Source organism: Demequina oxidasica (assembly GCF_000975115.1).
In the GTDB taxonomy this organism is placed as follows: Bacteria; Actinomycetota; Actinomycetes; order Actinomycetales; family Demequinaceae; genus Demequina; species Demequina oxidasica.
Window position 1 is genome coordinate 116038 of record NZ_BBRE01000001.1, and the last position, 12934, is coordinate 128971.

The following is a 12934-nucleotide window of genomic DNA, read 5'->3' on the forward strand; positions in this document are numbered from 1 at the left end:
ACGGTCAACTCGACTACAGCCTATGGGGTGCAGCTCAGAACTAGTGCCTGGAATTCAACTGCCGTTGGCCGTTGCCGCCGCGTCCAACCTGCGGAGCGCGTCTAGCACCTTTTCGCGGTCGTTCGTCGGCCACAGCGGGGGCATTGATTTGGCAAGGAAGCCACCATATCGCGCGGTTGCCAAGCGCGAGTCAAGCACCGCAACGACGCCCCGGTCTTCGGCGCCGCGGATCAGGCGGCCGGCGCCTTGCGCCATCAATAGCGCGGCCGATGTCGCGGACACGGCCATGAAGCCATTTCCCCCTCGTCTCCCCACCTCCTCGGTGCGCGCCTGAGACACGGGGTCGTCCGGTCGCGGGAACGGAATGCGGTCAATGATGACGAGCGACGAGGACGGGCCGGGGATGTCGATGCCTTGCCACAGGGAGGTCGAACCAAAGAGGCACGCGCGCGGATCCTCTCGGAACTGCTCGACCAGCGTCGATACCTGGTCGTCTAGTTGGTAAAGCACGGGAAAGTCGAGTCGTTCACGCATCGCCTCTGTCGCGGCCAGCGCGGCACGATGCGACGAGAACAGGCCCAGCGTGCGCCCACCCGCGGCACGGATGAGCTCTTCCATCTCGTCCAAGGCCTCGGCCGAGATTCCGCCGGGGCCGGGGCGCGGCAGGTGGGACGCGACGTAGAGGATGCCGGCCTTCGAGTAATCGAAGGGACTACCCGCGTCCATAGACGTGGGGCCATCGAGACCCAAGTGTCGCGCCATCGCGTCGAATTTCCCACCCAGCGCGAGGGTGGCGGACGTGAAGACCGTGGCCTTGCCTTCAAGCAAACCACCCTTGATAAGGCCCGCTACGTCCAACGGCGCAGCGACGATGCGCGACGGCCGGGGGGCCTCATAGTCGCCATCCGCCGGGGCGAGCCAGATCACATACTTGCCGTGCTCTCCCTGGAGTTCCTCGCACACGTCGAAGGTCTCCTGTAGAGCGGCCATCGCGATCTTGGAGGCCGAACCACCCGCGGCCTCGGTGACCTTGCCCACTTGCGTCAGCGCCGCACGTGCAGCGCCGCGGATCAGCTCGACCGCTTCAGCCAGAGCCTCCGGAAGGCCCATACGCAGACGGCCGTTCTCCGAGTCACCCAAGGCGCCATCAAGCCGGCGTGCCGCCGTGTCCAGATTCTCGGTGGTGACTCCGCACCTGCGGGCCGAGCGTGCGGCCCTGTCGACTGCCGCCACGGTGAGTTCATGTGTGGCTGATGACGTGATGCGTTGCACCAGCTCGTGAGCCTCGTCGACAATCAAGACGTCGTGCTCCCCCAGCATGTCGTGGCTGGTCGCCTGAACGCCGAGCACCGCGTGGTTCGTCACCACCACGTGGGCTTTCGCCGCTTCGTCGCGCGCCTTCTGCGAGTAACACTCGTCGATCATGGGGCATTTCTTCTCGAGACACTCGCGCCCAGACACGCTGACCTGCGCCCACGCACGGCCGGAGACGCCGGGAACCAGGTCGTCGCGGTCGCCCGTCTCAGTCTCCTTCTCCCACTCATTGATGCGGGCCACCTGTTTGCCGAGGTCGCTGGTAGGGCCAGAAGTGAACGGCAGCATGTCATCGTCCGGCTCGGGGTAGCCGCCCGCCATCTTGTGCACGCACAGGTAGTTACTACGGCCCTTGAACAGCGCGATCCGGGGTTGTTCTCCTAGGTCCTCTGCCAAGGCATCGGCGACCTGCGGAAGGTCTTTTGTATAGACCTGGCGTTGAAGGGCGAGCGTGGCCGTGGAGACGATCACACGCTTCTTGGTGCGCACCGCATGAACCACCGCGGGTACTAGGTAGCCGACTGACTTACCTGTTCCCGTGCCTGCCTGAATGAGCGCATGCTCCCGAGTAGCGATGGCCTCATCGACGGCAACCGCCATGTCGCGCTGCCCGTCGCGCTCCTGCCCTCCGAGCGCGGCAATCGCCTTGGCGAGTAACGCCGTGACGTCGTCGCTCACGCCGGAGCGACCGCCGCGGCGTGCAACCGCGCGGCGAGTGACTCGTCGACGAGGGCCTCCATCCACGTGCCATCGGCGTCGTGCCGCTCCAGCAACACCTCACCGTGCTGATGGATCTCACTCACCAGGTCACCGCGCGTATAGGGCACCGTCAGGTCGATGCGCACGGACGGGCGCGGGAGTGCTTCCGCGATGACGTCCATCAGTTCGGAGATGCCCGCACCCGTCATGGCGGACACGTCGATGGTCTGATCGCGTCGCGAGCGCAGGCGCATCAAGGTCTCGGGGTCAGCGATGTCGGACTTGTTAAGTACCAGCACCTCGCGCACATCCGAGGCCCCAGGCACGTCCGCGAGCACGGTGTGCACGGCAGTAATCTGGCCCTCGGGATCCGGGTGAGCCGCGTCGACGATGTGCAGGATCAGGTCTGCGTTCGCGGCCTCCTCCAGGGTCGAGGAGAATGCGGCGACCAGCTGGTGAGGCAGGTTGCGTACAAAGCCGACGGTGTCCGAGACGGTAAATTCGCGTCCATCAGGGGTTTGCGAGCGCCGCACGGTGGGGTCAAGGGTCGCGAACAGCGAGTTCTCGACCAGCACTCCCGCCCCCGTGATGCGGTTCAGCAGCGAGGACTTTCCGGCATTGGTGTAACCAATGATGGCGACGTTCGGCAGCGCCAGGCGACGGTCGCGGCGCACCTCGCGCGCGGGCGCCATCGCCTTGATTTGGCGGCGTAGGATCGCCATGCGGGTGTGAATGCGGCGACGGTCCAACTCGATCTTGGTCTCACCCGGTCCGCGCGAGCCCATTCCGGCGGCGGCGCCACCCACCTGGCCACCGGCCTGGCGGGACATGGAGTCACCCCAACCGCGCAGGCGCGGCAACAGGTACTCGAGTTGGGCGAGCTCGACCTGAGCCTTGCCCTCCTTGGACTTGGCGTGCTGAGCGAAGATATCCAGAATCAGCCCGGTGCGGTCGATGACCTTGACCTTGACGACGTCCTCGAGTGCGCGCCGCTGGCTGGGCGCGAGCTCGTCGTTGACCACGACCGTGTCCGCACCCACCTCGGCGACGATGGCCTTGACCTCGAGGGCCTTGCCCTTGCCGATGTAGGTGGCGGGGTCTGGGTGCGCTCGGCGCTGCAGCACCCCGTCGAGCACCTCGGAACCGGCCGTCTCCGCGAGCGCGGACAACTCCCTCAGCCCCACCTCGGCATCGGCGAGATCGCGCTGGTACTGGCCCACCAAGACCACGCGCTCAAGGCGCAGCTTGCGGTACTCGACCTCGGTGACGTCCTCGAGCTCGGTGCTGAGACCGTACACGCGGCGCAGCGCGGCCCGTTCCTCGCGGTCCAGCTGGTCGCCGTCGTAGTCGGTCTTCGCAGTGCCGCCGGCGCCAATCGCCGTCCCCTCGCGCGATAGGACGCGGTCAATCACCGCATCGGCGCGGGAAGGTTCGGGCAGTTCGGTCTCGTGGGGTTCATTCATACTCCCCCTATTGTCGCACCCTGCCGCGCGGCGCGGGGTACGCTCGCTTACCGTGAGCGACGACCACTACTTCACTGCCCAGCCCGCGTCCGCCGACGAGCGACGCGTCATTCCCGTGACCCTTGCGGGGTACGACATCGACGTCGAGACGGCACCAGGAATCTTCTCCCCCGGCCACGTCGACGCCGGCACCGGGGTGCTACTGCGCTACCTACCGACTCCACCAGCCGGCGACCTGCTCGACCTCGGCTGCGGCTGGGGACCCATCGCGCTCACTGCCGCGCTGGCCAACCCCCAGACACGCGTGACTGCCGTCGATGTCAACGAGCGCGCGCTAGACCTGTTGCGACGCAACACAGAGCGCATCGGCTCTCGTCACGAGCTCGGTGCCATCACCGCCACCACGCCCGATGCTGTGGCGGTCGACGCTCGATTCGACGCCATCTGGTCCAACCCGCCTATTCGCATTGGCAAGCCTGCTCTTCACGACCTGCTCACGGCCTGGATCCCGCGGCTCAAGCCCGGCGGCGAGGCGCACCTGGTGGTGCAGAAGAACTTGGGCGCCGATTCGTTAGCCACGTGGATCACAGCCCAGCGCGACGAGGTAGGCCCGTGGGGTCACCTCGAGAAGCTTGGCAGTTCCAAGGGCTTCCGGGTGCTGCGGCTCACGCGCGCCGGCTAGGCGCTGATAACACCGTCGGCGATCAGAGCCGCGGGGCCCTCCAGCACGGTCTGGTCGCCAACAATGCGCACCGTGACCAGGCCACCGGGCACCTCGACGTCCCAGACGTCTGGTGCGGCCTCACCTGCCCATTCGCGCACCGCAAGGGCCACTGCGCAAGCGCCCGTGCCGCAGGACTGAGTCTCGCCCGACCCGCGCTCGTGTACTCGCATGCGCACCCTGCCGCGCGGTTCTCCATTGACCAACGATCCACCGCGGGTCACCACGAACTCCACGTTGGAGCCCTCCGCAGGCACGGGTTCAACCACCGGAGCGTTGGAGAGGTCCAGCGCCTCGAGCGCCTCGAGGGACGCCAGTGCCACTACGTGATGCGGGTTGCCCACGTCCACGCTCAACGCGGGATGGGGGTGGGCGAGGCCCTGTGCTGTCACCTCAGCATCGAATCCCTCCGGTGCCTCACCGAGGGTCCACGTGCCCATGCCGACCGCGTACAGGCCGTTTTCTAGCCCCGTGAGGGTGCGTGTGCCGCCGCGGGTCCCGATGGTCAGGCCCGTGCTCAGGTCTTCGTCCGCCTCGCGCTGCAGATAGGCCGCGAACACGCGCGCGCCATTGCCGCACATCTCCGACGTTGAACCGTCGGCATTCCAGTAGTCCATGAACCACATGTCGGGCGCGAAGTCTGCGCCCGCGTCGAGCTTGCCCGCGCGCACGGCGCGGATGAGGCCGTCGCCACCGATGCCGCCGCGGCGGTCGCACAACTCGCGCGCCATCTCCCCTGTGACGTCCACGTCGCCGTGCTCATCAAAGACCAACACGAAGTCGTTTCGGGTGCCGTGCCCCTTGGTGAAACGTAAGCCAGCCAGGGTGCCTAGCGGGCGGGTGTCAGTGGCGGTCGGCGTCTGGTCAGACGTAGGGGTCTCAGGCATGCCAACAGCCTACGCAGTCAGAGCCCTGCGGCCCGAATCGCGTCGCCCACGGCGCGCGGAACGTCGTCCGGGTCCACGGGGCCGTCTACCCAGTTCACCCGGTCGTCCGGTCCGAACCAGCGGTGCTGCTTGCGCGCCAGCCGGCGCGTGTGTTGCGCAATCAGGTCAATTGCCTGACGCTCGGTCAGTTCGCCCTCAAGGTGACTGAGCGTTTCCGCGTAGCCCACTGCCCTGCGAGCCGTGATCGCGCCGCGAATCCCCTGCTCCTCGAGCCGGCGCACCTCATCCACGAGGCCGTCGGCCCACATCTGGTCAACGCGCGCGTCAATGCGTTCGTCCAGCACGTCGTACGGCACTCGCAGGCCCACCTGCACGGCCGGAATCGCATACTCCTTCACGGGTAGCGAACTAGAGAACTTCTCTCCCGTGATCTCGATGACCTCGAGCGCACGCGCAATCCGCTTGGCATTCTGTGGCTGAATCTTGCTTGCCGCTTCAGGATCCACTGCGAGCAGTTCGCGGTAAAGCACACCAGGGCCCTCTACCGCGGCGCGAGTCTCGAACTTTGCGCGCACCTCGGGATCCGTGGGCGGGAACTCAAACTTGTCGAGCAGTGCCCTCAAGTACAGCCCGGAGCCGCCCACCACGATGGCGCGACCTCCACGGGCGTGAATACCATCGATCGCCGCCCGAGCCTGATCCTGGAACTGAGCCACCGTCGCGTCCTGCGACACGTCGAGCGTGTCCAGCAGGTGGTGGACGATCCCCCGTCGGTCCGCGATGGGCAACTTCGCGGAGCCGATGTCCATGCCGCGGTAGAACTGCATTGCGTCGCCGTTGATGATCTCGGCGGGGGTCCCCCGCGCGATGAGGTGCTCGGCGATCCCAATGCTGATCGCGGACTTGCCCGTCGCGGTCGCCCCTACCACCGCTATCACCTCAGGCGCGCCGCTTGCGGACGATGCCGGGGGCACGTTCGCGCCGCCAGCAGGTTTGGTCACGGGTTGCGGCGCAGGCTAGGCATTCCGAGGCCAACCGGAGCGCCCGGTGTCCCCCCGCCGGACCCGCACGCATCGCCGCAGCCGCCGGAGGCGTGCTCGTGGTCGCCTGCCTGTACCGAGTCCCACGCGTCCCCCGCACGAGTGCGCCGAACCGAGTAGTTGCCCCCCTCGAGGACGGAGTCCGCGACCAAGTGGAACGGGGCGCCATACGTGACGTCAACCGTCACCATGTCACCAGGGCGCGGCGCGGCGTCGGTGCCGGCCACACCATCGGGCAGGCTGAAGTGCACCAGGCGGTTGTCCCGCGCGCGGCCCGTCATGCGCTCTGAGGCGTCGTCCTTGCGGCCAGCCCCGTCAAGCACCATCAGCTCCACCGTGGTGCCCACGAGGGCCTGGTTCTCCTCGAGCGCGATGCGCTTCTGTAGGTCCAGCAGGCGCACAAAGCGTTCCTGAACCACCTCCTTGGGAAGCGGCTCGAGCTCGAAGGCGGGCGTGCCAGGACGAGGTGAATACTGGAACGTGTAGGCGCTGGCGAAGCGCGAGGCTTCGACCACGCGCATTGTCTCGAGGAAGTCCGCCTCGGTCTCGCCAGGGAATCCCACGATGATGTCGGTGGTGATCGCGGCATCGGGCATTGTGGCGCGCACCCTGTCGAGGATCCCTAGGAATTTGCTGGAGCGGTACGAACGGCGCATCGCTCGCAACACTGCATCCGAGCCTGACTGCAGCGGCATGTGCAGGCTGGGCATCACGTTGGGAGTCTCGGCCATCGCATCGATCACGTCGTCGGTGAAGGCGGCGGGGTGGGGCGAGGTGAATCGCACGCGTTCAAGCCCCTCGATCTCGCCGCAGGCGCGCAGCAGCTTGGCGAATGCGCCCCGATCGCCAAACTCCACGCCGTAGCTGTTGACGTTCTGGCCTAACAGCGTGACCTCGACGGCGCCCTGCGAGACCAGCGCGTTGATCTCCGCCAGGATCTCTCCGGGGCGGCGGTCACGCTCCTTGCCGCGCAGCGAGGGGACGATGCAGAAGGTGCAGGTGTTGTTGCAACCCACGGAGATCGACACCCAGGCCGAGGCAATGGCGTCTCGACGCGACGGCAGGGTTGAGGGGAAGACCTTGAGTGACTCCTCGATCTCGACCTGCGCCTCGGCATTGTGGCGCGCACGCTCGAGAAGGACAGGAAGCACGTCGATGTTGTGCGTCCCGAAGACCACGTCCACATAGGGGGCACGCTTGACAATGTCCCCACGGTCCTTCTGCGCGAGGCAGCCGCCCACAGCGATCTGCATCCCGGGATTCACTGCCTTAATGGACGCCAGCTGGCCTAGGTTTCCGTACAACTTACCTGAGGCGTTCTCGCGCACTGCACACGTGTTGATGACGACGACATCAGCGATCTCGGCGGACTCAGGGGCGGCGATGTACCCGGCGCCCTCGAGCAAGCCCGCCATGTGCTCCGAATCGTGCACGTTCATCTGGCAGCCAAGCGTCCTGACCACATAGGTGGGCGCTGAAGTCGCCTCTACGGCGGTCAAATCTGCTGAGGCGAGTGGTGCGGTGCTGGCGAGGGGCGTCTGGGTCATACCTATCCTGCGACGGCGTCCGCGCGTAGTTCGCGAATCACCGTCACTCTGATCTCTCCGGGAACGTTAAATTCCTTGCTGATGTGATCAGCAATTGTACGCGCCAGTTCCCGCGTGCCCTCATCGTCCACCTCGTCAGGCTCCACGACCACACGCACTTCGCGGCCAGCGGCCATGGAAATCGCCTTCTTGACGCCGGCGTGTTCGCTCACGAACGTCTCGAGGTGGTTCATGCGCTCGACGTAGTGCTCCACGTCCTCTCGCCGCGCACCTGGCCGCGAGGCGGAGATAGCGTCCGCCACCTGCACGATGATTGCCTCGATACTCGCGGGCTCCACCTCGTCGTGGTGGGCGGCGATCGCGTTTACCACGGTGTCCGTCTCTCCGGCCCGCTCGGCAATTTCCGCGCCAATCGCCGCGTGCGTGCCCTCGCGCTCGTGGCTATACGCCTTACCCAAGTCGTGCAGGAACGCACCTCGGCGAGTGGTCTCCACATCCGCGCCCACCGCGACTGCAATATCAGCGGCAATCTGCGCGGTCTCCACCAGGTGCGCGAGCACGTTCTGGCCATAGGAGCTGCGCAGTCGCAGCAGGCCGAGCGTGTCGACAATCTCCTGAGGAACGCCCTTCACCTTGGCCGCCTCGAGGGCATCCAGGCCGGCATCGCGGTGACGCTGCGCGGCGCCCGCGACGGCGCGTGCGTAGGCGGCCTCGACGCGCTGTGGCTGGATGCGGCCGTCCTCGACGAGTGCGGCGAGCGTGACTTCGGCGATCTCGCGCCGTTCCACGTCAAAGCAGGACAGTTGAACCGCGTTCACGCCCTCTTCGACTATGACGTTCACCCCGGTAAGCGCCTCAAACGCCCGAATATTGCGGCCTTCACGGCCGATGATCCGACCCTTCATCTCCTCGGAAGGCAGGTCGATCCAGGTCACTGAGGCCTCTGCGGCCGTGGGCGCGGCCTGGCGTTGCATGGCGTCCACGAGAATCTTGCGCCCGCGTTCATCGGCGTCCCGTTTCGCGACCTTCTCAATACGTCGCACCTCGGCGGCAGCATCGGCGCGGGCTCCACCCGTCAACCTCGCTACGAGCTCCGCCTTGGCCTCCTCGGCCGTGGTGCCAGCTAGCGAGGCGATGGCCTCAACGTGGGCCGTCCGCTGTTGCTCCCGTTCGGCCGCGACACGCTTCTCATCTTTAGCGACCATAGCGACGCGCTCTTCGAGGTTGCGTGCGTAGCGCTGTGCGTTTCGATGCTCCTCGGCAGTCTCCTTCTCGCGCAGCAACGCACGTTCCTCACGATGCTTCGCCTCAGCAATTCGCTGACGGGCGTCCTCGCGCACGTCTTTGGTCTCTCGTTGCGCGGCCTCACGAATGGCCTTGGCCTCGCGGCGCGCAAACATGACCAGAAGGAGTGCAATGAGGGAGGCGCCAAGAAGCAGCACAATGATGGTTGACTGCAACATCCGCCCCACTCCCCTCGACACCTGCCCAGACGCAAGCCCTCACCCGCGACGCGCGATCACAGAGAACGCGTGTCCTCACTATCGGCATTATCCAGGGATTTCACAACCCCAAAAGCCACACCCGGAGCGTAACCCTTCCGCCCGAGCATGCCAACGGTCCTGCGAAGCCGCACCTCATACTCAAGTCCGGCAAGTTTCTCCCACCTCTTGAGTGCCAACTCCCTGGCTCGTTCGAACTCATCGTCATCGTCAAACTGGCCGAGCGCGGCATCGATGTCGGACTGTTCGAAGCCCTTACGGCGAAGTTCGGCACCGATGGCCCTGCGTGAGGTACCCCGCTCGTGATGGCGGGTGCGGGCAACCGTCGCGGCCAATTGTGCGTCATCGAGCAGTCCCACCTCGATGTAGCGCTCGATAATCTCTTCGATAACGGGCTCAACGACATTGCGCTTGCGCAATCCCTCGCGCAGTTGCTCAGCCGAGCGCGGTGCGCTTCCAAGGATTCGTAGCGCCATCTCCCGAGCGCGCTCGGCGGACTCCACCGGTGTCGTGGCGGTGGAGTCCTGCCGAGTGCGAGGGGCCATACCTAGAAGGAGCTCCGCTCCTTCTTGGCGGCAGGCTTAGCCTTGGGCGCAGCTGCGGCCGCAGCCTCCGCCACGTCCTCTGGGGAAACCTGCGGCTTTGCGGCCGACTCGTCGAACGCCACCACGCCAATACCGAGCTTGGACTTGATCTTCTGCTCAATCTCGATGGCGAGCTCCGGATTGTCCTTGAGGAAGGTGCGGGCATTCTCCTTGCCCTGACCTAGCTGATCGCCCTCGTAGGTGTACCAGGAGCCGGACTTCTTAACGAAGCCGTGCTCGACGCCCAGGTCGATAATGCCGCCCTCGGCGGAGATGCCCTGGCCGTAGAGGATGTCGAACTCGGCCTGCTTGAACGGCGGCGCGACCTTGTTCTTGACGACCTTGACGCGGGTACGGTTACCGACCGCGTCGGTTCCCTCCTTGAGAGTCTCGATGCGTCGGACGTCGAGGCGGACCGAGGCGTAGAACTTGAGTGCCTTGCCACCTGTGGTGGTCTCCGGCGAGCCGAAGAACACGCCGATCTTCTCGCGCAGCTGGTTAATGAAGATCGCGGTAGTGCCAGTCTGGGCAATTGCGCCGGTGATCTTGCGCAGTGCCTGCGACATGAGTCGAGCCTGCAGACCCACGTGGCTGTCACCCATCTCGCCCTCGATCTCGGCCTTGGGTACCAGGGCCGCGACGGAGTCGATGACGAGGATGTCGACGCTGCCCGAGCGGATCAGGATGTCAGCGATCTCAAGCGCCTGCTCACCGGTGTCCGGCTGCGAGACCAGCAGGTTGTCGGTGTCGACCCCCAGCTTCTTGGCGTATTCCGGGTCGAGAGCGTGCTCCGCGTCGATGAAGGCCGCAGTGCCGCCCTGCTTCTGCATGCTGGCGACGGCGTGAAGCGCCACGGTGGTCTTACCGGAGGACTCGGGGCCGTAGATCTCGACGACGCGTCCACGAGGAAGGCCGCCTACGCCAAGTGCGATGTCCAGCGCGATGGAGCCGGTCGGAATCGCAGCGATGGCGACCTTCTGGCTGTCGCCGAGTCGCATCAGCGATCCCTTGCCGAACTGGCGGTCAATCTGTCCGAGTGCCGCCTCGAGTGCCTTAGAGCGGTCTGGGGTTCCAGCCATGGTCTGTGTCCAATCTTGTCAGTGCCCTGCGTGTGGGTAACCCGCGTGAGGCAAGTGCCTTACTCGAGTAGTTCATGTCCAAGTACGACGCTATGTTGCGCCACTGACATCGGCGCTTCTCGGGCTCTCAAATAGACGGCCCCGAGGTTCGCTCCACGTCTTGTGCACCACAGTAATCGAACGAGTGTTCGAATGGAAGCGACACGCCGTATTCTGAGAACCCGCATGAGTTGACGTCAGGTTCATGCCCCTGGGGGCGCATCGTGCGGGACAGGTTAGGCCGTCACCCACTAGCGGGGCGGAGGCACCATTCGCTCGCGGTCTCCACCGTCGCGGCGCGCGACGGGAACCTGCATCTGATTGCAGATGGCGTGCCACACGTCCCTGGGGTCAAAGCCGTCCTCAAGCCCTTGCGCGGCGGTTCGGGAGTCCAACTCGTCGAGCGCGAGCTCGCGCGCCAGGGTGCGTGAATACGCCTCGCCAAACACGTGATCCATCAGCTCCCAGAACTCGCTGAGCCTCACGGCCTTGCTCCATTTCCTCGCTGATGCGAGATGTCAGCGAGCGCGCATCGAGCTAAGCAGCTCGGGCACAGTGTCCGGGATCGACGGCATTACTGCGACGTCTGCAAGCGACTCTGCCGTTTCGAAGCGTCCTGAGACCTCGCGGAGGATTGCTGACATCGGAACGTCGAGGGCTTCGCAGATGGAGGAAAGCAACTCAGACGACGCTTCCTTCTGACCGCGTTCAACCTCGGACAAGTAGCCGAGCGACACTCGGGCTCCCGAGGAAATGTCGCGCAGGGTCTTGCCCTGCAGCAGGCGGGCATCGCGAAGTACATCGCCGATCTCATTGCGCAATATTGGCATACGCACCGCCCTTCCAGTGACGTTCGCTTTGGGAAGCGCCGCACCCCTCGCGGGAATCGCGGTGCTCTTCTTGTTGAACGTGGTTCCTTGGTTCATGCTGACACAACGCACATTACCTCAGAGTTGTTCCCTAATTCCAGGCGCCTCGGCGGTGCGTCCGCCCATGGCGGACAAAAACGCCGCCAAAGCTGCGTCAATGGCCCCTTCAACGACGGCCTCCCTGCTACCCGCAAAGGCGAATTCTTGGACGCGTGCAAGGCCTGGCCCCACCACACTGATGAACACCACCCCCACCTTTCTGCCGCCGTGTGCCTGCGGTCCTGCGACTCCCGTAGTCGAGACCGCGATGTCGACGCCAAGCCGGGCCCGCGCGCCGTGAGCCATCGCAAGTGCTGTGTCAGCAGAAACCACTCCCACCGCATCGAGCACGCTCGCCGGTACACCGAGAAGGTCCCTCTTCACGTCGGCGTTGTACGCCACAATCGCACCGCGCCACACATCGGATGCTCCAGGTACGGCAGTCAGAACCGCGCTGAGGGCACCACCGGTGAGTGACTCGGCCGACCCCAAGAGCCATCCGCCCTCACGTGCGACGTCAAGGACGTGTGCTGGTTCAGGCCGCCACATCGGGACGGCTCCCCTGATGCCCGCCCTCGGTTGCACGCTGATGCCGACGGGCGGCGACGATGCGCCGCATGTAGTCGTACCCCGTCACGAGCGCGAGCAAGACCGCGGCGACCAGCAGCACGTAAGCCACCACATCTACCCATGGGGCCGCGTTCGGCCACAGGAACAGCGTGATTGCGACCACCTGGAGCGCAGTCTTGATCTTGCCCCCCTGTGACGCGGCAATAACGGTGTCCCCGGCCACCATGAGGCGACCCACTGTCACGGCGATCTCGCGCAACGCGAGCACGATAAGGGCCCACCAGCCGATGCCATCGATCAGCGAGATCATCGCCAAAGCGGCCAAAATTAGTACCTTGTCGGCAATTGGATCCGCAAGCTTGCCAAACGTCGAGACCACCGCCCAACGGCGCGCCAGGTAACCATCTAGGAAGTCCGTGGCGCCCGCGATCAGGAACACAAGCAGCCCCCACCAACGGTCGGGACCCTCGGCGCCGTCGTCAGCCAACAAAAGCAGCACCATCACCGGCACCGCCACTAGGCGGAGGGCCGTCAGGATGTTCGGAAGGGCTGCGCTCACAGGTTCACCCTACTGGCGTACC

The 12934-nt window shown here is 65.4% G+C and carries 13 protein-coding genes; 1 reads left to right on the forward strand and 12 read right to left on the reverse strand.

Annotation, left to right across the window (positions count from 1 at the left end; genetic code table 11):
- Positions 1-54: 54 nt before the first annotated feature.
- Positions 55-1992 carry an ATP-dependent DNA helicase gene (locus AOP77_RS00575; RefSeq protein WP_062211232.1) on the reverse strand — a complete coding sequence of 646 codons (1938 nt, stop codon included), beginning with the start codon at positions 1990-1992 and terminating at the stop codon, positions 55-57.
- Positions 1989-3476, reverse strand: coding sequence for a GTPase HflX (gene hflX / locus AOP77_RS00580; protein ID WP_062207963.1), 1488 nt, complete (start codon positions 3474-3476; stop codon positions 1989-1991). Before hflX ends, AOP77_RS00575 begins: the two co-directional genes overlap by 4 nt.
- A 52-nt stretch (positions 3477-3528) precedes the next feature.
- Here hflX and AOP77_RS00585 point away from each other — a divergent pair, with 52 nt between their 5' ends.
- Entirely contained in the window at positions 3529-4158 is a 630-nt protein-coding gene (locus AOP77_RS00585) for a class I SAM-dependent methyltransferase (protein WP_062207968.1), read from the forward strand.
- On the opposite strand, the gene dapF is transcribed toward AOP77_RS00585, so the two are convergent.
- The 10 genes from dapF to pgsA all read right to left on the reverse strand — a co-directional run bounded on the left by dapF (position 4155) and on the right by pgsA (position 12912).
- Positions 4155-5084, reverse strand: a complete 930-nt coding sequence (gene dapF, locus AOP77_RS00590) for a diaminopimelate epimerase (protein ID WP_084622065.1) — start codon at positions 5082-5084, stop codon at positions 4155-4157. The genes AOP77_RS00585 and dapF overlap by 4 nt on opposite strands.
- Positions 5085-5101: 17 nt before the next feature.
- Positions 5102-6085 (reverse strand): tRNA (adenosine(37)-N6)-dimethylallyltransferase MiaA, encoded by a 984-nt coding sequence (gene miaA, locus AOP77_RS00595; RefSeq protein WP_236685722.1) that lies wholly within the window; start codon positions 6083-6085, stop codon positions 5102-5104.
- Positions 6082-7671 carry a tRNA (N6-isopentenyl adenosine(37)-C2)-methylthiotransferase MiaB gene (gene miaB / locus AOP77_RS00600; protein WP_062207972.1) on the reverse strand — a complete coding sequence of 530 codons (1590 nt, stop codon included), beginning with the start codon at positions 7669-7671 and terminating at the stop codon, positions 6082-6084. The genes miaA and miaB overlap by 4 nt, the downstream gene beginning before the upstream one ends.
- A 2-nt stretch (positions 7672-7673) precedes the next feature.
- Complete coding sequence (gene rny, locus AOP77_RS00605; protein WP_062207977.1) at positions 7674-9134, reverse strand: ribonuclease Y; 1461 nt, start codon at positions 9132-9134, stop codon at positions 7674-7676.
- 56 nt (positions 9135-9190) lie between these two features.
- The gene (locus AOP77_RS00610; protein WP_062207980.1) at positions 9191-9718 is read right to left on the reverse strand and encodes a regulatory protein RecX; all 528 of its coding nucleotides are present in this window, start codon (positions 9716-9718) and stop codon (positions 9191-9193) included.
- Positions 9719-9720: 2 nt separating this feature from the next.
- Positions 9721-10836, reverse strand: coding sequence for a recombinase RecA (gene recA, locus AOP77_RS00615; RefSeq protein WP_062207983.1), 1116 nt, complete (start codon positions 10834-10836; stop codon positions 9721-9723).
- A gap of 290 nt (positions 10837-11126) precedes the next feature.
- A complete protein-coding gene (locus AOP77_RS00620) occupies positions 11127-11360 on the reverse strand; it encodes a DUF3046 domain-containing protein (RefSeq protein WP_062207986.1) in 234 nt (77 codons plus the stop codon).
- A 33-nt stretch (positions 11361-11393) separates the two neighbouring features.
- A complete protein-coding gene (locus AOP77_RS00625) occupies positions 11394-11705 on the reverse strand; it encodes a helix-turn-helix domain-containing protein (protein ID WP_062211239.1) in 312 nt (103 codons plus the stop codon).
- A 117-nt stretch (positions 11706-11822) separates the two neighbouring features.
- Complete coding sequence (locus AOP77_RS00630; protein WP_062207989.1) at positions 11823-12332, reverse strand: CinA family protein; 510 nt, start codon at positions 12330-12332, stop codon at positions 11823-11825.
- Positions 12319-12912, reverse strand: a complete 594-nt coding sequence (gene pgsA, locus AOP77_RS00635; protein ID WP_062207992.1) for a CDP-diacylglycerol--glycerol-3-phosphate 3-phosphatidyltransferase — start codon at positions 12910-12912, stop codon at positions 12319-12321. The genes AOP77_RS00630 and pgsA overlap by 14 nt, the downstream gene beginning before the upstream one ends.
- Between the last annotated feature and the right edge of the window lie 22 nt (positions 12913-12934).